At 58.8% G+C, this 25,582-nt stretch carries 19 protein-coding genes; 10 read left to right on the top strand and 9 right to left on the bottom strand.

Going from position 1 to position 25,582, the window contains the following annotated elements:
- Nucleotides 1-591: 591 nt before the first annotated feature.
- Genes ACEN42_RS22160 through ACEN42_RS22150 form a run of 3 tightly spaced genes read right to left on the bottom strand, consistent with a single transcriptional unit; the run spans nt 592 to nt 5,643 of the window.
- Entirely contained in the window at nt 592-1,896 is a 1,305-nt protein-coding gene (locus tag ACEN42_RS22160; protein WP_371881499.1) for a TniQ family protein, read from the bottom strand.
- Nucleotides 1,897-1,898: 2 nt separating this feature from the next.
- On the bottom strand, nt 1,899-2,918 hold the full coding sequence (locus ACEN42_RS22155; RefSeq protein WP_371881498.1) for an ATP-binding protein: 1,020 nt from the start codon (nt 2,916-2,918) through the stop codon (nt 1,899-1,901).
- Nucleotides 2,919-2,925: 7 nt separating this feature from the next.
- A complete protein-coding gene (locus tag ACEN42_RS22150) occupies nt 2,926-5,643 on the bottom strand; it encodes a Mu transposase C-terminal domain-containing protein (protein ID WP_371881497.1) in 2,718 nt (905 codons plus the stop codon).
- 743 nt (nt 5,644-6,386) lie between these two features.
- Between ACEN42_RS22150 and ACEN42_RS22145 the strand changes: the two genes are divergently transcribed.
- The 9 genes from ACEN42_RS22145 (at nt 6,387) to ACEN42_RS22105 (ending at nt 17,100) form a co-directional block, all read left to right on the top strand.
- Nucleotides 6,387-8,471, top strand: a complete 2,085-nt coding sequence (locus tag ACEN42_RS22145) for an AAA family ATPase (protein ID WP_371881496.1) — start codon at nt 6,387-6,389, stop codon at nt 8,469-8,471.
- Between the two features lie 480 nt (nt 8,472-8,951).
- A complete protein-coding gene (locus tag ACEN42_RS22140) occupies nt 8,952-10,643 on the top strand; it encodes an adenylate/guanylate cyclase domain-containing protein (RefSeq protein ID WP_371881495.1) in 1,692 nt (563 codons plus the stop codon).
- Complete coding sequence (locus tag ACEN42_RS22135; protein ID WP_371881494.1) at nt 10,643-12,379, top strand: E2/E1-associated domain-containing protein; 1,737 nt, start codon at nt 10,643-10,645, stop codon at nt 12,377-12,379. Before ACEN42_RS22140 ends, ACEN42_RS22135 begins: the two co-directional genes overlap by 1 nt.
- The gene (locus ACEN42_RS22130; RefSeq protein ID WP_371881493.1) at nt 12,372-12,941 is read left to right on the top strand and encodes a Mov34/MPN/PAD-1 family protein; all 570 of its coding nucleotides are present in this window, start codon (nt 12,372-12,374) and stop codon (nt 12,939-12,941) included. Before ACEN42_RS22135 ends, ACEN42_RS22130 begins: the two co-directional genes overlap by 8 nt.
- Before the next feature lie 40 nt (nt 12,942-12,981).
- The gene (locus ACEN42_RS22125) at nt 12,982-13,908 is read left to right on the top strand and encodes a TIR domain-containing protein (protein ID WP_371881492.1); all 927 of its coding nucleotides are present in this window, start codon (nt 12,982-12,984) and stop codon (nt 13,906-13,908) included.
- Between the two features lie 259 nt (nt 13,909-14,167).
- On the top strand, nt 14,168-14,791 hold the full coding sequence (locus tag ACEN42_RS22120; RefSeq protein WP_371881491.1) for a hypothetical protein: 624 nt from the start codon (nt 14,168-14,170) through the stop codon (nt 14,789-14,791).
- A gap of 952 nt (nt 14,792-15,743) precedes the next feature.
- Nucleotides 15,744-15,959: a BPSL0761 family protein gene (locus tag ACEN42_RS22115; RefSeq protein WP_371881490.1), complete on the top strand. Its 216-nt coding sequence runs from the start codon at nt 15,744-15,746 to the stop codon at nt 15,957-15,959.
- Between the two features lie 86 nt (nt 15,960-16,045).
- The gene (locus ACEN42_RS22110; protein ID WP_371881489.1) at nt 16,046-16,372 is read left to right on the top strand and encodes a hypothetical protein; all 327 of its coding nucleotides are present in this window, start codon (nt 16,046-16,048) and stop codon (nt 16,370-16,372) included.
- Between the two features lie 353 nt (nt 16,373-16,725).
- Nucleotides 16,726-17,100: a hypothetical protein gene (locus tag ACEN42_RS22105; protein ID WP_371881488.1), complete on the top strand. Its 375-nt coding sequence runs from the start codon at nt 16,726-16,728 to the stop codon at nt 17,098-17,100.
- Nucleotides 17,101-17,301: 201 nt separating this feature from the next.
- Here the strand turns inward: ACEN42_RS22105 and ACEN42_RS22100 are convergent, their stop codons facing one another.
- Nucleotides 17,302-17,508 (bottom strand): hypothetical protein, encoded by a 207-nt coding sequence (locus tag ACEN42_RS22100; protein ID WP_371881487.1) that lies wholly within the window; start codon nt 17,506-17,508, stop codon nt 17,302-17,304.
- Nucleotides 17,509-19,422: 1,914 nt separating this feature from the next.
- Here ACEN42_RS22100 and ACEN42_RS22095 point away from each other — a divergent pair.
- Nucleotides 19,423-19,935, top strand: a complete 513-nt coding sequence (locus tag ACEN42_RS22095; protein WP_371881486.1) for a hypothetical protein — start codon at nt 19,423-19,425, stop codon at nt 19,933-19,935.
- A gap of 168 nt (nt 19,936-20,103) precedes the next feature.
- Here ACEN42_RS22095 and ACEN42_RS22090 read toward each other — a convergent pair whose 3' ends face one another.
- From ACEN42_RS22090 to ACEN42_RS22070, 5 genes are read right to left on the bottom strand one after another with little or no spacing between them, the layout of a single operon-like run.
- Nucleotides 20,104-21,423 (bottom strand): TniQ family protein, encoded by a 1,320-nt coding sequence (locus ACEN42_RS22090; protein WP_371881485.1) that lies wholly within the window; start codon nt 21,421-21,423, stop codon nt 20,104-20,106.
- A gap of 14 nt (nt 21,424-21,437) precedes the next feature.
- Nucleotides 21,438-22,061, bottom strand: a complete 624-nt coding sequence (locus ACEN42_RS22085; RefSeq protein WP_371881484.1) for a TniB family NTP-binding protein — start codon at nt 22,059-22,061, stop codon at nt 21,438-21,440.
- Nucleotides 22,058-22,456, bottom strand: a complete 399-nt coding sequence (locus ACEN42_RS22080; protein WP_371881483.1) for an AAA family ATPase — start codon at nt 22,454-22,456, stop codon at nt 22,058-22,060. The genes ACEN42_RS22085 and ACEN42_RS22080 overlap by 4 nt, the downstream gene beginning before the upstream one ends.
- 11 nt (nt 22,457-22,467) lie before the next feature.
- A complete protein-coding gene (locus ACEN42_RS22075) occupies nt 22,468-25,179 on the bottom strand; it encodes a DDE-type integrase/transposase/recombinase (RefSeq protein WP_371881482.1) in 2,712 nt (903 codons plus the stop codon).
- Nucleotides 25,173-25,502, bottom strand: a complete 330-nt coding sequence (locus tag ACEN42_RS22070) for a hypothetical protein (protein WP_371881481.1) — start codon at nt 25,500-25,502, stop codon at nt 25,173-25,175. The genes ACEN42_RS22075 and ACEN42_RS22070 overlap by 7 nt, the downstream gene beginning before the upstream one ends.
- Nucleotides 25,503-25,582: the final 80 nt, after the last annotated feature.

The raw sequence follows: 25,582 nt of genomic DNA, 5'->3' as shown, positions 1-25,582 counted from the left end.
TCTGTTGCTTCGCTGCGGGCCCCTTGCCGTGCCGGCGGACGTCTTCCGGCTCCTATCGATGTAGAAGCTGCCCTTCGTCGCCTTAACTTGGGCGGCGCCGTCCGAATATGCTGGCGCTGCCCAAGTTAAGGCGACGTCGAGATGGCGATGCGGGGGCTCGGCCCCCGCATTGGCGACCAAATTTAGGGGGATCCGAGCCGAAAAGTCGATCGCGACTCTATCGGATGGGCCACAGCCGGCGCAGGCAGCACAATTTTGGTGACCTTGCGGCGAGGATTCGGACCTGCCACGGGCGGCATGTACGCAGTATTGCGCCAGTCCGGTTGTTATCGATGCAGCATAGGTCCCAACAGTGCAGCGGGTCTACCGGCTTGGTGCAGAGGCATCCATCCAATTGCAAAATGACTTGCCCCAAAAGCTCAAGCGAGCGAAGCATATGCTCCGCTCGTATCTTCCATCTTCAATGTACGCCGGGTTGCCTCCTGCACCTTGATGCGCTCCATTCCGGGCCTGAAGACTCGGTCTTCCGCGCGCCCTGCTGAAGCTCCGGCCCGCGATCTACCATGCAGGCTTGGCGCGCCGTTGCGTATCTCAGCTGCATTCCTTCATAGCTCGTAGCAACTGAAAGAGGTTACGCACTTTAATCGGGCTTTCTTCGGGAGCATGCGCGAGTATCTCCCGAAGATTGACCGCCTTGCCCTTAGCGACAATTTCCGGGTATACCCTTTCGATAAGGTCACTTGTCTCTATCAAATTTTGCGCGTTGCGGCGTTGTACCTGCTGTTTTCGTCGCTCAGTAATGGCATCGGCTTCCTTTTTCGCGTGCCGATAGACGTCGCGCTCATGAATATTCAGGCTCCGCGCAGCATTCTTTATACTCGTAACGGTAGGCAATTCGGCTGATGCGGCTAATGTCGCGCGGATTTGATGCCAGTCGTGGCGTTGACTAGCGGCTCGCTTTTTAGTCTCTGGGAATAGTGCGCTCAACTCGTAGATTTCTGCTGACGCGGGTGGCCAGTTGGCCAAGTTACCAATCAGCAAGTCGGGCAGTCCCAATCCAGTTTGCGAGACGATACGCAAGAGGGCGGGAAGTGTGGGTATGCCATCGCCCTTAAGCCAGTGGTGGACGGTTGCTTTACCGAGCCCAATGCGGCGAGCGAACAATGCGCTCTTTCCATCGTCTAAGCATTGCACCAGCACGCGAATTCCTTCAATCAAAACTTCGCGCGCACCGATAGAAGGCAAGGTGTTCTGAACACTGAGCATTGCGCCGACCTGCGATGCAATCCAGATTTCGGCTGGCGTCCCAGTCTCCGCATTGCAGTTTTCGCCGAGAAAGCAGCCGCAGGACGTACACCAGCCAGGCACGACGAACGAAGATTTATGGCGGACGTCGGTACCGCCGCAATCCGGGCACACATGCATCAGCCTAATTTTGTGTTTCGAGCAGGTGGTCACGGTTCCGATGTCCCACACCAGACGAAAGTACGGCGTTGCGCCCGCAGCACGGTCCTCAGCTAGACAGTGCGGGCACCACCGGGATGACGTGGGACGCGGACTAGATTGGGCGACGACGTCCCGCCAGGGAAGCATCGTCAGCCTTTCCAATTTCCGGACGCTTGTTAATTCCGACAATGCGCCCGCCCATTTTTCCGTCGCGTCCGACATGCCGCTCAGATTGGCGCTAATCCAATTGTATCTTTCAGCAAACTCCCAATGCGAGGCGTCAACAACTCTCCGCCCAAGGTTGGACGTAGAGATGCAGTGAGACATAGCGAGTCTGCAAAAATAGCTGACCAGGCTTTCGACATCCGGCGTTCCGACGCCGATCGGAGCGACCGGGTTCAGCACCGAGCGGGGTAACGACAGCTCTTCGATAATGTTTCGAGTCTCCATAGTCAGACCGCCGAACGTTTGATTTTGGGCATGACGCGGGTGAAGCTCGGGCCGATGGCTGACTCTCCGTCGATAATCTCCTCGAGGATTCGGTTGCGCTGTGCTTCGGTGAGGAGCGCGCGCTCCAACGAATCGACCGACCAAGGACCGGCGGCTTCCGCGAGTTTGGCGGCGCGAATGAGCACGCTGCTCAACGTGCCAATGCATCCCAACGTGTTCCCAAGCAAGCCTTTCGAGTATTGAGTGAGCTGCCCACCCCAAAGGTTGGGCAGTGTTTTCTCGAACGCCAGAACGCAACGCTCGAACGCCTTCACGTCTTCGGGCCGGTCTTCACGATAGCGCTCGAAATGAAGCACGTGGGTACGTCGAGCGAGCTGTGCCGAGAGCGAGACGAGCTGGTACAGGTCGTATGACCCGACGAGGACCATTTGAGTGCCACACTGGTTTGCCAACGACTTGAGGGTGTCGAGTTGAATCTCCAGTCGACGGCTGCCGCGCGTCTGTCGAATAATATGCGCCGCCTCGTCGATGACGAGGAACTGCACCTGGCGCTCGCGCAGCCCGCGTTCAACGGCAGTCCGAAGGGCAGCCAAGCTGTTGCCGTTAGCGCCGCGCGGCCGTACAGCTCTCCCGGTCTCTTTGTCGACGCCGTACAGCATCTTGGGCGCCTCGAGGTCGTCGCCGAGCTGTGAAAGAATCTTTCGGTAGAACAGCTTCCACGAGAAGTCATTCTCGCCCGACGACGGCGCCTCTACATAGATGGCAGGGATGACACCACCGTTTGCTTCCATCTGCGAACGGCCTCGCTCGAGCGCGGACTCAACCATGGACCTAGCTAATGTCGTCTTGCCTGCGCCGGTAGGCCCACATACGAGAAGAATGCTGTCCTGGCTTCCGGCATAGATGAGAGTGTCGAGCTCTCCCATCACTTGGGCAACGCGAGTGTGCTTGATGCGCTTGCTTGAAAGTGCTTCAACTGCGTCAATTGCCGACGGCGCAATGGTTTCATTGGGTTGGGACATGGTTTTCTCAAAAATCGTCGAACTCTTCGAGCTCTTCGTATTGGTCTTCGGAAGCCGGCTTCGCGACCGGGTTTGTTGTCACCGTGTTATGCGACTGCACTGGTGACGTCGTTGACGACGGTGTTGGCGCCTTTTCTGCATCATTCGCAAGACTCGGTCGCCGCAGCGCGACGACAGGCTCGACGCTCGCAAGGTCAAGGTCGGTGTACAGAAGCCTGTTCTCCGCCTGACGCTCGAATTCAGTCGCGAGAGCGCCCTCCGGCGTGAAAACTTGAATAAAGTCGCGAAGCCGTTTTTTGTCGCGCTCGCTGTCCGAGAGCGATCCGTGCCGGCGGTTGAATTCTTCGGTCAACGCTCGCTTTTCCACTTCTGTCAGCATCGCGAGGCCATGCAGGTTTCGGCAAACTGCTCGAACCCAGGCGTCTTTGACACGCACGTAAACGGAAGACGCATCCCAAGGGTCGTATCGAACGTGTACGCTCTCGCCATCGAGCTGGGCAGAGTCGAACACCTCGTTCCAATAGAGCCGCTGGTCTACTTTGACGCCACGTTGACGGTGGACTTGACGCGTGCCCGTGCGGTCAACTGGCGGGCACGTTGCAATCAGGAAGTCGCGATTGAATTGAATGTGAGTCTGCGGACGTTTGCCGTTCTCTCGCATGCCGCGTACGAAGGCCTCGCGCGGTGACTCTTGTAGCGCCGGGTGAATGTTTTGGTCATAGAATTCCCAGGCCCAGTGCTGAATGCCGTGATACAACGCCCCGATGGTCCACTCAGCGAGCTTCTGGGGCAGGTGGGAACCGGTCACCATACGCACGTTTTTCGTCGCCTTCGTGTTGCCGGCGAGGTTGTGGATGTACTCCGTGTTTAAGCGGCCGAACATGCGTTCCAGCACCGCGCCATGCCTTGGCTGCCCGGCCGGTCGGAATCGCAGGTGGGTACCCATCGCGCGAAGGAACGATTCAAATGCTGCCGATAGGAAGTCGCTGCCGTTGTCAACGACGATGAACTCTGGAAGGCGATTGAATCGGCGCACCATGTCCCGGACCGTCATCATGACCGAGGTGTAGGAAGGCGAATCAAAAGTGAGGTAAATCGCCACGATGCGTCGCGACCACGCGTCGACCGCGAGCGACAGCCAAGGGCGGCCAAGCGACTTTCCAGTCCGGCTCGAAATCACCTCAATATCGAGCTGAGTATGGTCGATGTGAACGTACTGGAACGGCCGGCTACCGTGGACAGGCGAGTCGTGGTGCAGCACGTCGATGAATGTGCTCGCCTGGTACGCGATTCGTTTCCCGTATCGCGTGCGGACGTCTCTGTTGGTTTCGCGGGCTTTGATCCGCGCAATCAACGTGGGATACGAAGGAGGTGTCTCATCGGTTACGGAGAAGGCGACCAGCATCATCCGGTGGCAAGTCTTGAAATTGATGGCCTTGCTGGTGAGCCAATGCTCATCGATGACGCTGTCCATCAATTCGAGCTGCCGCGTGGTCAGCTTGGCTTTGCGGTTACCCCTCGCGCCTGTATTCGGCACCAGGGCAAGAACGTCGTTGGCGCCATTGGCGAGAGCAATTTCTTGGCGGGCTTTCCAGCGGCGAAGCGTGCGGCCAGACACGTTGGTGGGCTCGGACTCGGCCTCCAACAGCGCCTGCCGGCGAAGCGCGGTCTCGAAGTGGTCCTTCGAAAAGCGGCTCAGGTCTTGGCTGGATTGCTGGTCTTGCTGGGGGCACTTCACTTGGCCTTTTTCGTGCGCGCTCTCGAGCCAGCTGCGCGTCAATGTAATGGTCGAGCCATCCTGTCCGTTGCAGACAATTGAGTCTCCGGCGACCATCACGATGGTCAGTTCGTTGCCTTCGAAGATGAACTTGGCGCCGTTGGCAATGTTGAGCGCGAAGCGGTCGACACCTGGCAAGCTTCCCGAGCGCGTGTCCGCAAGCATGAAGTCGCGCAATGCTTCGTCGCGGTAGAAGCGAAAGCTGCGCTTGTCGCTCAGCGATTGACCGTCGAGGTCGGTCGTCACCCGGTTCGCCGCGATCGCCCGATTCAGAAAGTCGGCGTCGTACTCGTGTGGAGGTCCGAGCAACTCCATGAAGGTGAGAGAGCCATGCTCCTTCAGCAATTCGTGGAGGCGCGCGAGAACATCATCCGGGCACGGTTCTGCGAGGTGTAGGTAATCTGCGAGGTAAAGGAGGTTGTCGACGCGCCGGCGCGGAATTGATGCATCGCTGTAAACGCCATAGCGGATGCCGAGGTCCGCGAGGTGCTTCTCGACTTGCGGCGCATACCATTCGCCATCGCTGCCCTTCGAATAACGCCATGGATATTTTTCAGCGAGTCGGGCGAGCTTAGCCTCAGAAAGCCATTCCTCAAGAGTGAAGCCGTCATCACTGATGGTGAGGAAATGCGGGATGAGAAGGATATTGCGGATTTCGCCGGTCGACTCGTCGACTAGCTTGAGCTTCAGCTCGCACGGTGCGGGGTAGTACTCGATGACTTCGGGCGAGTGCTCCATTGCCACAGCCGCAGGAAACTCGATATGCCGGGTCTCCGTGCGAATATCGCGGCCCATTTTCTTGCTGGCCAGGATGGTGACCACGCTTCCGGCTTGGGGGTTGATGGGTCGCACGGGCGCTTGAGCGCGAGCATCGAGAATGAGTTGGCGACCTGCGGGCGGCGTGCCGAGTTTGTCGAACAGGTCTGTGAGTTGAGGCTTTTCGAGCATTTACGTCGTCAGGAATGAGAGGGTCATATAGACGTTTAGGGAAGTCGTTGAGCCATGATCGGCCAATCGGTCGTATGCGACCGAAATTCGGCGAAATGCGCTTCAAGAGTGCCTCGACGCAGGTGAGGGAAGGTCAGGAAGCTTAACGACCGCAATGTCGCGAGAATCCCTGCGGAAGGGAGTTGCTCGCTTAAAACGCGCTCAGATCGATCCGAAGCTTGAGCTTGAGCTGTAGCGACGCCGCGGCGCCGGCCACTGAACCGGTGGCAGCGGGGCGGGCGGAACGTCGCATGCCTCGACGAGGAGCATCACGGGACTGCAGCGGGCACTCGCGGCATGGGCGGCTGGCGCTTCTTGGCCTTTGCGGCCGTTGAGACAGCTTCTGTATACCGTCAGCAGCCAGGCGGTTTGCTTACCTTGGCGGCGTCGCGCGGCAGGACCCAACCGCCTGCACCAGCGAACTCAGACTCGCGACGCACTGCCGACATTCGCGTCGTCAGCCATCCAAAAGCAGGTAACGAAGAGCAACAGTCACCAAAGCACTCTCGTCGCAGGGCGACAGGCGGTTGATTTGAAAAGCCGGCTTACCTTTAGTTTCGCACCGCGCTGCCGTTATGCGTTTCGTACGGGTGGACGACAAAGCAGGTACTCTGTCGAGTTTCCTATTATCATATTCAGCTAAAAGGCGCCGGAGTCGATTGCGCACGCATACTAACAACCTCCACGGGGGCAGGATGAAGTTGATGAGGTACCGGGTAACGAATTTCCGCTCTGTGAAGGACAGCGGCGTTATTGAAGCAGGCGACGTTGCCGCGCTAATCGGAGTCAACGAGTCAGGAAAGACAAATTTGCTGCTTCCGCTTTGGAAGCTCAACCCTGCTCGCGAGGGAGAGATCCAACCGACATCGGACTACCCGAAGACCTTGTTCGCGGATGTGCGCGCCAAGCCAGGAGATTTCAAATTCGTCAGTGCCGACTTTGATGCGACATCTGTCACAGACCAGTTGGTGACGCTAACGAAACTAGATGCTGCACAATTCGAGGTTGTGCGTGTTGACAGGTACTTCGATGGGAAATACGCAGTGTCGTTCCCGCAGTACGTGCCCGAGACAACGGTTGCCGCCTCGGAGAGCAAGAGCGAGTTGATGAATCTAATTACGGCCGTTGAGGGAACAGACGCACTGAAGAGCGAAGAACCTCTTAAGTCGACGATCGTTGGCGCTGTTCGCGATTTGGCTGAGTCCATCATCGACGACTGGGCCGCGAAGGACCTGGATGGCGCCATCGAGTCGCTGAAGAAGCTGATACCGGACCAGCCAGCTAAGACGTCGATGATCGTTCCTCGCGTGCAGCAGACAATTGACGTCTTGGCCGCATGGTTGTGTCACATCAGCTTGCCTGCTCCCGAAGACATGGAAGGAGTTCGAGATCTTGTCTTAAAAGCGCTTCCGAAGTTTGTCTACTACTCGAACTATGGAAACCTAGACTCGGAAATTTATCTCCCGCATGTCGTGCAGAATCTTGAGAGAAAGGATCTGGGGGCCAAGGAAGCTGCAAAGGCTCGAACCCTGCGCGTGTTGTTCAACTTCGTTCGCCTCCAACCGAAGGAGATCCTCGAACTTGGCCGCGACTTCAAGGACCCGAGCAATCAAAATCGTCAGCCGACCGAGGATGAGATTGGAAAGATCGCTGAACGCAAGCGAGAGCGCTCGATCCTGCTCCAGTCCGCCGGCACTACCTTGACTAAGGAGTTCAAATCTTGGTGGAAACAAGGCGACTACCGTTTTCGGTTTGAAGCGGACGGTGATCACTTCCGCATCTGGGTTTCAGATGACCGGCGCCCGGAAGAAGTCGAGCTTGAGAATCGCAGTACTGGACTCCAATGGTTCCTGAGTTTCTACCTCGTGTTCTTGGTCGAAAGCCAGGGCGACCACGAAGACGCCATCCTACTGCTTGACGAGCCAGGCCTATCACTTCATCCTCTTGCGCAGCGCGATCTATCGGCCTTCTTCGACGGATTGACCAAAACCAACCAGATCATCTATACGACACACTCGCCTTTCCTCATCGATCCCGACCGGTTGGATCGAGTGCGGAAGGTCTATGTCGCTACGGATGGCTCGACTGAGTCTTCGCCGAATTTACGTCAGTCGGGTGCGGACCCCGCGCATGCCGGTGCGGCGTATGCCGTCTACTCGGCACTTAACCTAAACGTCGCTGAGAGCCTGCTACTGGGCTGCCTTCCAGTCGTTGTGGAGGGAGCCTCCGATCAGCACTACCTCACGATGATCAAGGCACTACTTATCGGTGCGGGAAAAATCACACCTCGCCGCGAGCTTGTGTTCCCGCCCGCGGGCGGAACGAAGACGCTAAGAATCACCGCTGGAATATTGACGGGCCGAGACGAGACTCTTCCGGTCGTTTTGCTAGATGGCGATCAGATGGGCACTAGGATGGCGGCAGAGCTGAGCAGCGGCTTGTATAACGGCGAGCAGAAGAAAGTCCTGTCCACAGACGAGTTCGCTGGCTTCAAAGGATCGGAATTGGAGGATTTAATTCCCAATCAGCGCTTCGTGGATGCGGTGGATCGCGTGTTTCGCGCCCGGGAACAGCTGTTCTCGGAAGTCGCGTTACCGGGGAACCCCATCGTGCCGCAGGTCGAGGCGTGGGCCAAGCGCGAGGGCATGGAACTTCCGCCTGGCTGGAAGGTGGAAGTTGCTAAGCGCGTTAAGGCTGTGTTGCTGACGAAAGGGATCGACTATGTCGAAGAGGATCTAATTGAGCGATGGGTGAAGCTCTTCGCGCGCTTTGAACCCGCCGTCAGTTAAGATCCGATCGCTCGCTGCCTCTGACCTTTGGCCTCAGCCGGGAGGGAAGAGGCGGCTCCCCAATCCCTTCTAAAAGGCTATGTAGTTCCCTCGGGCTGATTGCCCGCCCACGACCGGGCACTCTCTGCCGCCCGCAGGCATCGCGGCCTTATGCGACGCTTTCCATAATCGGACATTGCAGACAGCCGACGAAGCCCCGACGAACGTCGGCACTGAAGAGCGTCGTCGACAGTGGCGGCGGCACAGAGCGAAATCGCCGCTGCCGGATCTCGCGACTGACGTTTCAGTTGAAGGCTGCCGGTCGAGAGCGTCCGCTCTTCGACCGGCTCGATCTTAGATTCGACGCTTTTACACTCTCAGTCGGCGGATTGCGCAATACGTTTGTAATTCAGTTGCGAACCACCCCGCGCGGCGCGTTTGCTATATGTTGTATTTCGATTGCCTAATGACACAAGATATTGTGGATTTCCGCAGTGTCGAATGCTAAGATCGGAAGAAACAACCGATCCACGCACCGCTTTCGAAGCCATGAGCAACACGCGCTTCTTCCAGGCGGCCAATTTTTTGGGATGGAACAGCATGGCAGTCAGGAACTGGAACAAGGACCGCGCCCAGGAGCGCATTCGCGGCTGGGTCAACCAAGTCAGCAAGGTCGAGATTAAGGAGTACGTCCGCGACACGGATCTGAGCGGGCTCGGCAACGGCGTTGCCTACCGCGTCGACGGCGTGCATTTGTATGTCGACATTCTCAATATCGACGAAATGCTCGGGGTCACGGACGCTGAGGGCGTGCGGGCGCACAGCCGCACTCTTCGCTTCTTGGACCGGCACTACCGGGCAGTGCGCGATATCCTGAAGGACGTCGACGCGATCCAGGTCGACTTTCACAACCAGAGGCTTCACGCCGTGGTCGCCAAACCCTACGGTGACGAGGCCGGTCGAATCCATAAAGCGGTCGCGACTGCGCAACTGATCATCGACGTGCTTGCGCGCACGGGCGAAGACAGCGACGACCCTTTGCCGGCGGCCACAGTACGGGCCGGCATCGACTCCGGCACGGCACTAGCCGTCAACAACGGTCGTCGCGGCAACCGAGAGCCGCTGTTCCTTGGTGAGCCGGCCAACCTGGCAGCCAAACGCTCTGGTGGAGGCGCGGACGCCGGCATCTACATGACCAACACGGCGCGTGCGGTCGTTGGCTGGAGCACGGTCAAGGACGAAGACAAAACGGCGCTAACCAACGCGCAGATCGAGCAGTCTGAGGATGTCGCGGATATCGAAGTCACCGCTGACGATGTGGTCGAGGACTGGGAAGAAGGGCTCGCCAACCAACCCCTCGGCTCGTTCGAGTTTACGCGGCACACGCCGCCGCTCGCAGACCTCGACCTCGAATCACTGACCCCGAGTAATTCGCGACGCCAAGGATCGATGTCGATCTATGCTGACATTGACGGCTTTACCGACTACGTGTCGGACAAGGTCGACGAAGACAACTCGGCTAAAGATGTCGTCCGGGCGCTGCATGTGCTGCGAGCCGAGCTCGATGCCGTCCTGCACGTGGACTTCGCCGGTCGCAAGATCCGGTTCATCGGCGATTGCGTTCACGGTGTGCTGGTTGAGGGGACGTCCCAAACCACCGACGACGCTGAAACGGCCAAGAACGCCTTGCTATGCGCTGCCGCTATGCGCAGTAGCTTCGAAGAGGCGATTTCCATCCTCGAGGAAGAAGGCATCGACACCGGCGACCTAGGCATCCAGATCGGTTTGGAGCAGGGTCCGACCGCAATCAGCCGCCTGGGTTACAAGGGCGAGCGGATCCGGTGCTGCATCAGTCGCGCCGTGCTGCGCTCTGAAGATGAGCAGCGCCGCTGCAAGGGTAATGAAACCGCGATTGGCCCGACAACATACAGGTATGCACCTGAGGCGTTTCGCGCCTTATTCGGTGCCAGCCGTATTCGGGCGGATTTTGACTACGACGAGGCAACCGAGGCGCTTGCTGGCGCGAATACCAGCCAAAAGGCTACTTCGGCGTCGACGCTCGATGCCACTTTGCCGTCGGATCAGCCGAGCCGTCTTGGTCGCGCGCCAGCATCGGCTGCGGCGGTGTTCACGCTGCCGGCGCAGGCTGCCGGGCCGACGAATCCGAAAAAGGTTCCGGCGGGGTTCGCCTGATGTGGTGGTTCATCACCGACCCGGCCCGTTTTCTGGCCGAGCAGGCCGCGATCGATCAGCTAGTTGCTGAAGAAATTGGCCTTGAGAACACCCGTTGGGGTGTGTCAGGGCCCAACTTCGCCTTGAAGGTTGACGCAGACCTGCGGATCGGCGACAAGGTTCGCACGGTCACCATGATCTACCCGCTGATTTTCCCGAACGCGCCACCAGTTGTGCGCCCCATCGGGGAGACCACGGACTGGGGCGCTCACCAGTATCGCGGCAGTGGAGATCTCTGCCTTGAGTACCGCCCAGACAACTGGCACCCGGACCTGAGCGGTGCCGTAATGCTGCACAGTGCGCTGAAGTTGATGGCCGCCGACCTGGGGATCACACACAAGTCGGGTTGGGCACTACCGTCGGCGCACAACTTAACGCAAGGTCAACAAATCCGCGGGAAGCTGTGTCGGATGAATATGACCGCTGCCGGCCAAGCTAAGCTCGCCAGTGTGACCGGAATCCGGCCGATCAAACTGTACCGGTGCTGGGGCCCGTTGAGCATGATGGTCACGCTCACCAATGTCGCCGAACAGGACGGCACGCAGTGGGTCGATCCGACGGTTCCCACAGCGCTCGCCGAGGACGCAGGCCTAGATGGTCTGGCCATGACCATAGCCGCCGACGACGCACGTCTGAAAGGCATCGGCAGCTTTCTCAAAGACGGTGCGAACAGCACGGTCTTCTGGAGCATGTTCGTCGCGGAACCCATTGCGATCAATGAAAGTCGATGCCTCGTGCTGGTAGCCCCGACGGGGGTGCGTGCTTTCTACGTACGGTCTGACGACAATAGACCGTACGAGTTCGCGTTAGTGTGCCCTGACTTGGGCAACCGCCTGCCGGCCCGCAACGCTGGCTTGGCCAACAAGACTTTCGCCATCCTGGGCTGTGGCTCTCTCGGCTCCAAGGTAGCGACGACCTTAGCACGCAGCGGCGCGCGTCAGTTCATCCTCGTCGACGGCGACATCCTTAAGCTCGAAAACCTTGTTCGCAATGACCTCGATGCCGAACAAGCAGGTGCATCGAAGGCGCATGTCGTCGCTCAGCGCCTGAAGCGCGTGGCTGCCGGTGTCGGCGTAAAGGTGCATGACTTCCTGCTGGGCGGGCAGGAGGCCGGTAGCAAGGACGACGCTTTGGTACGTGAGATTGCGAACGCCGACATCATCGTCGATGCAACGAGCGACCACGACGTCTTCAACTACGCTGCGGCGGCGGCCAAGCTCAACCAGAAGACGATGTGTTGGGCACGCGTCTTTGCGGGCGGCTATGGCGGCCTGATAGCCCGCGCGCGCCCCGGGCTGGATCCAAATCCGTTTGACGCGCGTGCGATGATCGACCAGTGGTGCGCACAGCCAGATTTTCCCGAACCACCGCAACCCGAGAAGGACTATGCGTTTCGGACAGAGGGCGGACCGCCGATGGTTGCTGACGATGCGGACGTGTCGGCCATCGCCGCACATTTTGTTCGCCTTGTCATCGATGCCGCCGTCGCCGGCGACAACTCTGAATTCGAGTGCTCGGCCTACATGATTGGGCTACGCAATGAGTGGATCTTCGATAGGCCGTTCGATACTTGGCCAATTGAGCTCGGTTCGGGCCAGTGGTTACACGCCTCTGACATCGACCCTGAGGTTCGCGCCAAGGGTAGTAAAGCGCTGACGGAAATTCTTATCGGGGCGGGGGTGCAGGGTAATGATTGAAGTTCAACTGACGCCCGAATGTGCCGCAAAGCTACTGCGCGAGCTTCGGCGCGCAGGGGCCAATGAGATCGGTGGCGTCTTGGCGACCGAGCGCGTTGGCGACCGCGTCTTTCGCATCGTTGACTTCTCTGTCCAGCGTAAGGGGGGCTCCTTCGCAGCGTTCTCGCGAGACGCCAGCCTTCACAAACGCTTCATGCGTCGCTTCCACGAGCTAACTGGACACCAATACGAGCGGTTCAATTATCTCGGTGAATGGCACTCGCACCCCAGCTTTCCGGCGCTGCCAAGTTCCAAGGATGTCCTCACGATGCATTCGCTGCTAGAGGCACCGGATCAAGTGGCCAACTTCCTTGTGCTGCTGATCGTCAAACGGTCGAGCGCCTGCAAGCTCGAAGCATCCGCACACGCCTTCGCACATGGCCATGCGCCGACGCGCGTGCCGCTGGTTATGTTTGAGCAAAACGACGCGCGCACCGAAGTGACCGCTTCTCCTCGGTTATCTCTGCGCAAGAGACTCGCTATGCGTGCGGACAGCGGCCGTCCTCGTACGTCACCGCGTTAGATTCCCAAAAATCATAACCTTGCTAGGTAGAAGAAACAGAATGAATCTGATCGACCGTTTCAATGATCGCACCACACTCGTACAGGCAATGCTTGCGCAGACCATCATTCAGGGAGACCGCGAAGTAGCAGCGGCGTTGGCTGATGCTGGACAACTGATCGAGCATTCTGCTGGTGAGGTGCTCATGAAGGAGGGCGAGTCCGATCGAGATATGTACTTCCTATTAATGGGGAAAGTCGGCATCTCGGTCAAGGGCAAGCTTCTGTACCCGCGGGAACGCAACTTCACAGTTGGAGAGATGTCTGCGGTCAACCCTTCAATTCTGCGAAGCGCAACGGTCACTGCACTTGAGCCGACCCTCTCGTTGAAAGTTTCGCCAGACACGCTCGATCAAGTCGCGAATGGACACCCTACGGTGTATAAACTCATAGCCGCTGAACTAGCAAGTCGCATTCTGCAGCGGAACACTCTTATCCGCCCGCCGAACGAAAGGCCGCGAACATTTTTCATCAGCTCCAAGGAGAGCTTAGATGTAGCCGAGGCAATTCGCCATGGACTAAGATACACCGATGCTGATTCAGTTCTCTGGTCGGACGATGACATCTTCCCCCCGGGAACATATCCGCTAGAGGCGCTGGAGGCCGAGGTTAATCGAGCGGACTTCGGTATCGCGATTGCCCATCCGGACGACATAGTTAGGTCAAGGAAGCACCAGACTGCAGCGCCCCGAGACAACGTCATCTTTGAGCTTGGTTTCTTCATGTCGCGTCTAGGTCGAACACGCACGTTCTTGCTGGTTCCCAAGATGGAAGAGGAATTGAAGATGCCATCGGATTTCAAAGGCATGACGCCTATCGTGTACCCGCCGCTCAGCGGAAAACCTGGCGAAGTTGCTACCCAGGTGCTGACTGCGCCCATCTACGAGCTCAAGACGAAGATTAAACAGTTGGGGTGCCGGGAATTGTGATGACACGACCTTAGACTTATTCGAGAGACGGCGCGTGCAGGCTCTGCTGCGTAACCGAGCGTTCGCGAAAATAAGCCAGCTGCGAGCGTAAAAATGCTAGAGATGTTCGTCTAGCCTTGCCAATCGCTGAAATTCATGTATTGCTAAAACAAGAATCGATGCGTCACGTGAGTAAGCAGAGAATGACTAAGCGTTTTCACTTGGGAGCACATTCAGCAATGACGCGCGACGTAAGGGAAGCTGGAGAATCTAACACAAAATGGAAATTCCACAGCTTTCACATTTCCCGGCGTTCTCCATGATCGTCGACGTCAACAGCTTCACAGCATTGGTCGCGCAAAACCAACTCGGCGCAGGCGTCGCCCAGTTCGTGAGAGACATCTTAATTGGTCCGATTGCCGTGGTGGAGAGAGGAGGCGGCAGTGTCATCGGAGTCAATGGGGACGCAATTTTCGCGATTCTGCCTGACGCCGAAAGTACTTTTATGGCGTGCGCAGGTATCGCGAAGGATCTCAACTCGACGTGCAGTTACCTAGCAGGTACCGACTACATCACGAGTATTCCGGCACCTCCTTCGCTGAAGATTGGCGTCGAATATGGAATGCTGGATAACGGCACTATCGCGACGAAGGCGCTCGGCAGGATTCCGTTCTGCATCGGACCAGCCACCAACTACGCAGCGCGGATCATTGCCGCCGGAGCAGGCAACCGGTGCCACATCGGACCAGCCGCATACGACGCGGGCATGGATGCGTGGCTATCGGGGCAAGGAATTTTCAAAGTCGCCGGCAAGCCTGGCGAACCGGACTATTTTTACTACCAGCTCGACCTCGGTGATACATGGATCGAAGGTCAACGTGACGACGGTGAGTATTATTGGTAACCCGTGCATCCAGACGGCAGCATAGAAGCGGCTATCAGACACTTCACGTTCGGGGCTGGTCGAAAATCAAACGGTCGGCCGGCCGTATCGCTCCTCATAACGTCTGCAAACTAGTTCATTGCTGCCTTCAAGTCGTGGAGGTGATTCCCGTTCTCAACGGATCTAAAGCAGTTCTGCGCGAGCCGCGCCCAGTAAAGCTCCCCAAGTTGCCAACCGCTGAAGATGAATGATACGAACTCCAATACGGGTGGGCTGCGCTCAGCCAGACTCTCTTGCATAACTCGGCTCACGGAACAACCCCGGATAGGCCGCAAAACACATTTGTCGGGCTGATGGTCGTCGAGCGCACCGGAACATGTCGCTACTTGGACGTTCCGGCAGGTTTTCTTGACTCGCCAGTAGCAACGGCCGCTTCGTTTCTTATTTAGGTCGTCGGCGAAGCGGACGCGAATGACCCCTTGGCCGATGCAGCAACATTCGTCGTTGAGAATCGAGCGGCGCTCGTCGGCGCAGATCTGCCGCCCGAGGGACACAGCTGCTACCGATGAACGGGCTTTCTCACGCCGCCCGCTTGCCCGACGTTCGATTGGTGCCCTCCGAACTCGGCCGTTCTGTCCTGCCGCCGGGAGGCAACGCCGACCTGCGTCGGTGACCAGAACTCCGCGATCGCAATCGACGATGCAAGCGCGGAGGCATGCAGCCAACGAGCCCAGCGGGTCAGCCGCCTCGGGCGACCCTCAACTCCCACAAGGCGTTGGGTACCGTCGCCGCCGCGTGACGGCGAATCGGTCATATACGACCGAAAAGGTGGCAAAATGTTGCTTCGACGCTAATGCGCCGGAAGCGAGGCGGACGCGGAGGAATGACGCCGATGCCGCCGAGGGATGGAGGCAGGAAAAGCCGCCGCCGGGCGCTCCAAGGAAAGCAGCGGAACTATGAGGGGGAAAGTGCAATGACCACGCCAGAGCAGCGAACTGCATCCGTATTGGCGACCCGGGATTTCCTGAAGACGCTCGCTGAAGGCAAGACTTACGAGGTGCACGGCGCCGTACGGGCGCTCGCGACGGGCATGCTGCTGAGCTATCCAACCCCGACCGAAATCCTGTTGTCTTCGCTGGCGTTGCCGGAGATGTGGGGATTGCCGGAAGGATCCCCGGACGCATCGTGATCGCCGGCGATGTCGCATTGGAACCGCCAACGGGCTTGGCGACTTTGCGAGGAGACTCCCGGCACACCAGCCGCCGCAGGAGAACGATGACCCGCGCCGACGACGGGTTCCCGCGATCGCGGTGCGGCAGCAGAAAGGCCGCAGCCAAGGACGCCGGCGGCTGGCCGGCATTCGCGCGCACGACAAACATCGGATGCTGCGCAAACTCACACCATCTCTTTTCGCGGCGGGGACGATTTCGTCGAGGAAACGATTTCGTCGGCGTCGGTGGCGGGGCTCAAGAAAAAGCAGTGCGGGAGAAGAACGGACGCACGATGGCAGCGCACATCGCCGCGCTCTCGCGTCAGATGACGGGAGAACACCTTGCGTTCGACGAATCCGCGGAGGGTACGCTCGAAGATGGCATCAATTGAGTGGGTATTCCACGCCCACCGACATCCTCTTGTCTTCGCTGGCTTCGCCTGAGATTTGGGCATTACCCGAAGGATCCGCGGACGCTTCGTGACAGTCGGCGATGTGTTGCTTGGGAACCGGCGATGAGCCTGGCGGGCTTGCGCGCAGCTGTCGCGGTACCCCGCCGTGGGGGACGACGATGCGCGTCGATGATCGGGGCATCCGCGATCGCGGTGCAGTAGCACAAAGGCTGCAGCCAAGGAGGGCGGCGGGCCGGCAATGACGCGTGCGCCGAGCGTTCGATTCGCGGCGGATCTGCCTATACGGACACATCGCGGCTTGTGCCGCAACCACCGTTCATGGGGGATGTGCCGTGCAGCAGCTCGTTTTGTATTCGCCGCGTTTCTGGACCGGCCAGACAGGGCTCCGCCTGCAGCGCGCTGGCGTCAACGCGGTAGGGCGCGCTTTCAACGATAGCGGGCTCGCGAGAGAAGCCGCGAAGGGCACGGAGGGTGCGGATGCGAGCCGCTTCGAGCAACGATTGGCGGCCTTTGTCATTGAGCGTGAGCAGCGTGGCGGCACAGCGTCCGGGTCTGAGGAGGTAGTGCAGCTGCTCAGGAATGTTGCCGTCCACGACGGCGGAGCGTTCGCATGCGAGGTGCTCGACCTGGCTGACCAGGCGGGCGACTTCGACATCGTCGACTATGACGTGTATCGAGAGGTGGCCTCTACGCCGCTGAATGGTTGAGCCACCTCTCGCCGGCAGTACCCACGGCCGTGGGAAACGGCGATGTGCCCCGATGACAAGGACTCCCGCGATCGCGGTGCAGTAGCAGGAAGGCTGCAGCCAAGTAGGGCGGCGGCGGAGGTTCAACGTCGCGCGCGCCGAGCGTTCGATTCGCGGCAGATCTTGTCTGAGCCGCTGATCGCAGTCTGCGTCCCGCGACAGTTACGATTTCCGCAGTCCGGCCTTGCCTTCTTGGCGTTCGACGCGCTCGACTGCGGAGTCGAAATCAGCTTCCATCTCTTCCGACGACGCTGCGGCCGGCGGGTAGCGGTGCGCATTGGCGGCCAAATCAGCAGCGATAAGCGCTTGATCGCGTTGGTCTGAGAGGGGTGTCGCGCGCTTTTGCAAAGCCTCCAGATTAGTAGCCATGTCGGAATCCGGTAGTTCGGCCCAGTTCAGTCTAGCGCCTTTCGGAAGCCGAAGTCATCGGCCAGGAGGACGGCTCTACGAACCGCCGCGCTACCACAGCCGGTCGACGCCGCGCAGCTTCATCACGTGCGCCGCTTGGCACTATCAAGGCGACCGTGGCCACGATGGCGACAAATCCGACGCGCACCCGCGGGCATCCGGCATCGCCTCTCTCGCGCGACGTGCTCGGTCTCGCGGCGGTGGATTGAGCGGATCGGGCTCGGTTACGGTCTGACGGCATCAGGAACGACACCTCGAAGATCGGCTGGGTCGCTCCATCGGTTCGGGAAATCGTATTGTTACAAATGAATTCACGATCACATTTTTTAAAATGAATTGCTAAATAACGGCGCTTTTTCAGCGGTGCCGAATTGGAAGCGCATTTCAGCGCGAATGTCGTATTGTTCTATTCGCGTTCGAATGTTATACATTCAACAGTCACGCGTCGGCCGAGCACGAGCCGCCCGACGTAAGTGCCACCTCTTCCGACTGAAGCGGGTCGGCGGTGGCCTTCATGCGTGGACGGGTTGTGACCGGTGGCGCGCTGAAGAAAAATTCCGCACCACGGGGCATGGGGCCTGAGAAAAGCGGACACGCTGGCGAAGCTAGAGGCGTGGGACCCGAAACAGTCTGGCGGAGTCGGTTGTTGAACGACCGATGGAAGGGGCACCTGCTTCATTGCCAGGGGCCCCCGGCATGACCTTTCTACTCTAAAAAAAGATATGCTCACTAAGGAAATTCTTTAGTGAGCAGTGTTCTCATTTCTCAAAAAAGAGATCCTCACAAAAGGATATGCTCAACCCTTAAAAGGAGATGCCTACATAAGCATCTCCTTTTGTGTTTTCGCGTTTCGGCGATTGAGGGCCGCTGCGCGGCTGGCAGCCAGGGCGGTGCGTGGCGGGCGCGAGTATGGTGTATCGGCCGTCGGCGGCGCGGAGGTTCTCGCAGCGAAGGGCGTTTCATCGCGATCCTGCTCAGCGCTGTCTCAATGTCATTCCGCGAGCAAGGGATTCGTGTCGTGCCGGCGCGGTATGTTGGCCGCTGCGCGGCTGGCAGCCAGGGAGGAGGTGACGGGGGTCGACGGCTGCGTGATTCCTACCCGCGCTGGCTTTACGCGCGCTCGAACGTTGAGCGCCGTATGCAAGGCCGATGTCGTCACGAGCGAGTGCCGTCGTCGTTGTGCTCGATCTTGCGTTAGTCGCTGATGGGAGCACGAGCGCAAGTTCGGCGAACACTGGAGAGCGTTATGGCGCCGCTTTTCGCCTGGTTGCCATGTGCGCCGTGCGCGTGCCGCTCTTCGCCGGTCCTATTGGCAAACTGGGGTTGTCTCTCAGTCTTCGCGCAAAGCGCAATGCACCTTGATACCGCTTGTTTTCGCTGAAGAGCGCGCGCCGCATTCCCGCAATAGCGACATTGGCAAAACACGTATAGGACGCAATACCGGTCGAAATATAAATTCCGTTTTTTAAAGCAAGCTGCCCGGGAAAATGGCACGAAGCATTGAAATGTAAGACGAATCGCGTTATAATAGCGGCCAGCTTCCTTTTGCATTCTTGCTCGCCGACCAAGCGAGAGGAATGTGGACCTTTCCGAGGACGAGTTGTTCTCGATGCACTGAAACACCTTTGATCTTTGGCGCTGGCGCGATGTGAGTTGTCGCGTCCGCTCGAGTCTGGAGCATTCGCTCCGGGGGTGTCGTCCGTGATGTAGGCGGACGTGCATTGGAGCCGCGGCAATTGCTGCGGCAAAACGCTCAATCGGAAAAAACGAAAAGTGGAAGCTACTCTCTTTCTCAACATCGCAGACTGCCCCGTCGGAATTGGCGGCATCGTAGACTTGCGGTCACTCCCTATACGCCCGAGGCAAACCGTCGGGATGCCCGCCGACACTCCGGTACTGACGTGTCCAGTCGCACCGGCGGACGCCGGTTGGCTGTCGAAGAGCAATGGCCGGGCCTGTTTCGGCTTCGGGTTCATCCCACGCGAAGACGGCCTCCTGATGACTATCCGCGCGCAGATTGGCGGGTTGCAGATTTACTGGGTCTCGGAGATGGCCGACCCGGAAGTATGGGCTGCCATCGACAAGTGGAAAAAGGTGAAACGCGTTCCTGTCCTGCTCGAGACTCAGGAAGGTGAGCGAATCGACCACGCTTTCGGTGTGTTCGATTTGCCTGCGGGCACGTTGCGGAATGAGGCGCACCGTCATGGGCCTGACCCGGTACCGACGGCGCAAAGATTGCATGGCATCGTATCCTACGTCGGAAGCGGTGTTTTGCAGACGAGGGCGACGACCGATGTGCTGGGGGTTCCCTTGCAGCAGGTATTGGCGAACGTGATGCTCACGGAGCGATTTGCGCCTTTTGTCAAAGCGTCGCCGGTCCCGGCATAAGAACTCGCCGCGAAAGAATAAGAGGTGTGCGTGCACCGGCCGCGCACCTTCTTGGCTGCCAGACGCGCTACGATGCAAAAGCATCGCTGCGGCATTCGATGCATAGCTTCCATTCGAAAAGATCCACCAGACACGGCGGCCTGTTGCAGCGAAATCAAACGAAAGTTGTCATGGCCAAGTCGCGGACCGCGATGCCTCGATTTTCGCGCTCGCCTCCTGGATCATCGCGAAAACGCCGCGAACACCGCCAAGAACCTCTCGAGGAACCAGCTGCTGAACTTCGCGGAGGTTCGGTGCTTTCCCCCTCGAGAGAATGTCCTCGACCGCCGCCTCGATCGCTCTCACAGCTTCCAGTCGGTGTTGCTCGCTGCAATGGCGTTGATGCGCTGTCCACTTTGCCGCGATGACGCGCGACTTCTCATTCTCAACACGATAGAGCTGTCGCCGACGGACTTTCATTCGCCGCGCCGCTTCGCTGACACTGACCGCGACGTCTGACTGACGCAACTCATCCATCTTCGCATCGATGTCGGTGCTGTCCCTGCGATGCGGCGAGGCGCGCTTCTTATAGTCGGGGAAGAGCTCTGCCAACGAAGGACCTGCACGCAAGATCGGGATGCTGTCGTCGATAACTCCAGTCAGCAACGCCACGAGCGATACACCTGTTTGCGATGCGATACGCAGGTGAGCCGCAAGCGTCGGGACACCGCCTTGCTGTAGCCACCAATGCACGGTCGACTTGTTCGCGCCGATACGCTGAGCAAATCTCGCACTCTTTCCTCCGTCGAGTTCGTCGACAAGCTTTCGAAGTCCTTCCGTCACGTTGCAACGATCTGGCACCGAGGATATCGACGCTTGCGCGGCCAGAAGTTGCCCGACCTGCGCAGCTTTCCACGTCTCGGCAGCAGGCGCTGATGCATGCGCCGCTTGGACTCTGCCGAGAGGTGCTCCGCAGTAGCAGCACCATCCAGGAACAACGCATGCAGCGTTGTTCCTCGCCCCGGTACGGCCGCAGTCTGAGCAGGCATCCGGGAGTCGGGCGCCATGCTTTGCGCAAGCGTCGATGTCGCCGACATCCCACGCGAGCCTGAAGTACGGCATTCGTCCGTTAGCCAAGTCCTCTTCAAAGCACGCGGCGCACCAGCGACCCTTAGCCGGCGCCTTACTCCTGTGCGCGATCACGTTTCGCCACAGTCGAAGCGTCAACAAATCCAGATGCTCGACACTTGTCATCTCCGACAACGCACACGCATATCGCTCGGCGACATCGCCCATGCCGCTGAGGTTTGTGTCCTTCCAGAAGTTCTTCGGCGGAGCCGCCCAGCCGCACATCTTCGAAATCCTGTGCAGCAAGTCCGTTGAAGAAACGCAATGCGAGGCTGCCACCCGACAGAAAAAGCTCGCAAGACTCTCCACGTCTGCGGTTCCGACGCCGATAGGTTCCAGAGGGTACAGCAGAGAGCGGGGAGGGCATGTGAGCTCGTTCATGCTGCGGCGCCTCTTCAACTAGCCAACTGGAACTCGTCCGCCGAGTACATCAAGTTCGGGCCGATTCCGGCTTCGCCGTCAAGAATCTCTTCGAGAATCCGATTGTGCTGGGCCCGCGTCAAGAACGCGCGCTGGAGAGATGCTGTTGTCCAAGCATTCGTCATGCTCGCCAGCTTGGCCGCGCGCACGAGTACACCGCTGAGAGTGCCGATGCACCCTAACGTGTTCTCATGGAGCGCCTTCGTGTGTTTTGTGAGCTTCCCGCCCCACAGTTCGGGAAGCGTTTTCTCAAATCCCGAGACGCAACGCTGGAACGCCATAGCGTCTTCGGGCCGATCTTGCCGGTAGCGTTCGAAATGCACTACGTGTGTGCGACGCGCGAGTTGCCCAGAGAGCGAAACGAGTTTGTACAAATCGTAGGAGCCGATCAGCACCATTTGCGTTCCGCACAGATTTGCCAGCGATTTCAAGGTGTCGAGTTGGATCTCAAGTCTTTTATCGCCGCGAGTCTGCCGAATGATATGGGCCGCTTCATCGATGACGAGGAACTGCACCTGGCGTGCGCGAAGGCCGCGCTCGACTGCAGTGCGCAAGGCAGCGAGCGTCGTTCCTCGGTTGATGGCGCGCGATCGGCTCATGCGGCCGGTCTCTGCGTCGATGCCATAAGCCAGCTTGGGAGAATTGCATCGTCGTCAAGTTGCCCGAGAATGCGTTGATAGAATAGTCGCCATGAGAAGTCGTTTTCCCCGGACGAGGGCGCCTCTGTGAAGATCGCGGGAATGATTCCACGCTGTGTCTCAAGTTGACTCCGCGCTGCTTTGAGCGCATCGTGGACCATGTGCTTTGCCAGCGTCGTCTTACCAGCACCGCTGGGGCCGCACACCAGCAGAATGCTGTCCTGGCTGCCGCGGTAGATGAGAGTGTCGAGCTCAGTCATCACCTCCGTGACGCGAGTGTGTTTGATCCGCTTCGCGGCCAAGGCTTCAATTTGCGAAGTGACTTGTGACGTCTCGTTGCTGTTTTCAGCGTTCATTCCGAGCCTCCTCAAAGGTCTGCGAAATCATCGAGGTCCGAAGGCGCGGCGCTATCGACATCAACGTCCGAAGATAGCATGGCGTCGTCAGGGGATTCTTGCAAGGCCGCCGGCGTGCGTTCAGCAGACGCTCCAGTTGGCAGACGAGGGCGACGAGGCTCAGCGACGGGCTCGATGCTCGCCATTCCAAGCGCGTTGTACAGGCCTTTGTTCTCCGACTGCCGTTCCAACTCTAATGCGAGAGCTCCTTTTGGTTTGAACACACGCAGGAACTCGCGCAGGCGCTGCGCATGTTGCTCGTCGTCATCAGGCGCCTTGTAATGGCTCCGGTATTCAGCAGTCAGCGCACGTTTCTCGACGTCGGTCAGCTGGCCAAGCCCGTAGAGGCTCCTACAGATACCTTGAACCCATTCGTCCTTCAGCCGCACGTAGACGGATGCCCCGTCCCAAGGGTCGTATCTAACCGGGAGCGACTTTCCGGCGACGGTTGGGGACTTGAACACCGTGTTCGCGTAGTAGCGATGGTCGTATTTCACGCCGCGCTGAGGATTGACCGTGCGGACGCCGGAGCGGTCCACGGGCGGGCAGGTGGCGATCAGGAAATCCCGATTGAAGACGATGTGCCGCTGGGGGCGCGCTCCGTTCTCCCGTACGCCACGCCGAAATGCATCTCGTGGAGATTCGTCCAGTGCAGGATGTCTCTCCTCGTCGTAGTATTCAAAAGCCCAATGCTGAAGTCCGTAGTAGAGGCTGCATAGCGTCCATTCAGCCAGATTCTTTGGCAGATGTGATCCGCTCACCATGCGGACATTCTTAGTCGCCTTCGTGTTGCCAGCGAGATTGTGTATGTACTCCGTGTTCATCCGACCGAACATACGCTCGAGGACTGCACCATGTCGTGGATGTCCCTTGGGGCGAAAGCGCAGATTCGTGCCCATCACGCGAAGGAACGTTTCGAACGCCTCAGACGCGAAATCAGGACCGTTGTCGACGATGACGAACTCGGGGAGGCGATTGAACCGGCGCACCATATCACGGACGACCATCATGACCGCGTGATACGAGGGTGTATCGAACGTAAGATAGAAGGCGATTATTCGCCTCGACCACGCATCGACCGCCAGCGTGAGCCAGGGACGGCCCAACGGCTTGCCAGTACGACTTGAAATGAGCTCAATGTCGACTTCGGTATGATCAATATGAACGTATTGGAAGGGGCGACTTCCATGCACAGGCGTGTCGTAATAAAGCACGTCGATGAAGAGAGCTTCCTGGTACGCGATGCGTTTCCCTTGGCGGGTCCGCACGTCGCGGTTCGTTTGGCGCGCCTTGATTCGCGCGATCAAAGTCGGATATGAAGGCGCCTTCTCGCCCGTGCCGTTGAACGCGACCACCATGTGCTGATAGCACACCGTGTAGTTGATCGCGTTGCTAGTGCGCCACTCGGTGTCGATGACCTCATCCATAACACGGCTCTGCGTCTCGGTCAGCCTCGGCGTTCGATTGCCCTTCGCCGCGTTCCTGGGTACCAATGCGAGAGCTGCATTATCGCCGTTGGCTAGAGCGACGAGTCTTCGCGCGAGCCAACGCCGTAGTGTGCGCGACGATACGCGGCGCTCCGGGTTCATCGAGTCGAGGATCGTCTGTCTGCGGAGGGCGGTCTGTAGCTCCTCGTGTGAGAAGCGGCTAACGTCCGTGGCTGAGGTCGTCCCGTCCCTCTGGACGGCTGTGATTTGATTCTTCTCGTGCGCAGCTTCAATCCATTCGCGCGTAAGCTCGATGTTCGTGCCATCCTGCCTACTGCATACGACCGATTGCTCTCCGACCAACACCATTGTCAGCTCCTGACCTTCGAACAGGAAGCGAGAACCGGCGGCGATATCGAGCGAAAACGAATCTTTTCCGGGCATCTGTCCGAGGGTTTTGCCGGCAATGAGCAGATCGCGTAGAGCTGCGTCGCGGTAAAGGAAAAACGATCGCTTGTCTGCGAGGGTCTCTTGGTCCAGGGCAGTCGCGATTAGATTGTCGGCGATAGCCTGGTTGAGAAAGTCGGCAGGGAACCCGTATGGCGCTTCGAGTAGCTCGAAGAACGACAGGGCGCCGTGCTCAGCAAGAGCGGCGTTCAAACGTCCGACGCTGTCCGGAGGCAGTGGTTCTGCGCCTGGCAGGAAATAGTCGGCGAGGTGCAGGAGGTTTTCCACACGTCGACGTGGAATGCAATCCTCGCTGAAGATTCGGTACCGCACGCCCCGTTCAGCAAGTTGCTCCTCAATCTGCGGGGAGTACCATTGCCCGTCACTGGCACGGACATAGCGGTACGGAAGCTGTTCCGCGAGGCGGAGCAGCTTCGCTTCGGCCTTCCATTCCTCAAGCGTGAAGCCATCGCCGCGAACGGTGAGATAATCCGGGATGTGCTTGATCTTTTTGATTTCGCCGGTTGCGTCGTCAATAAGTTCCAGCTTAAGTTCGCACGGCTGCGGGTAGTATTCGAGGACATCTTCCGCGCGCTCTTTCGTCGCGGCGACCGCGAACTCGATGTGGCGGCTTTCAGTCCGGATTTCGCGTGCCATCTTCTCACTCGCGAGAACGGTGATGACGTTCCCGCCTCGTGAGGTCACGTCGCGAACCGGCGCTTCGATCCGTGCGGTGAGGATGAGCTTCTGGCCGGCAGGCGGGGTGCCCAGTCGCTCGAATAGCTCCGAAAGTTGAATTTTCGTCAGCATCGCGTGTCTCGGAAAGTTGAACCGAGTGAGGACGTGTAAGATGCGGCGTCGATGATGAACCTGAGCTCGCACGGCTGTGCGTAGTATTCGAGGACGTCGTTTGTGTGCTCTTTGCTCACGGTAACCGTGAACTCGACGTGTCCACTTTCAGACTGGATGCCGCGCCTCATCTTCCGACTCGTTAGAATGGCGATGACTTGGCCAACTCTCGATTTCACCTCGCGAACGGGCACCTGCTCCCTCGCGTTGGCATTGAGCTTCTGCCCTGCAGGCGGCGTTCCGAGCCGGTCGAAGATATCGGCAAGTTGCGGTCGAGTCAGCATGGCGTCTCGCGGGAAACTGACCCGAAGAAGAACGTGCAGGGAGAGGCGGAGCTCATGAAGATAGCGTCACCCGTATACGA

Source organism: Caballeronia sp. S22 (assembly GCF_964261745.1).
Classification (GTDB): Bacteria; Pseudomonadota; Gammaproteobacteria; order Burkholderiales; family Burkholderiaceae; genus Caballeronia; species Caballeronia jiangsuensis.
The sequence above is the reverse complement of the archived record's forward strand: the minus strand, read 5'-3'. Positions and strand labels throughout refer to the sequence as shown.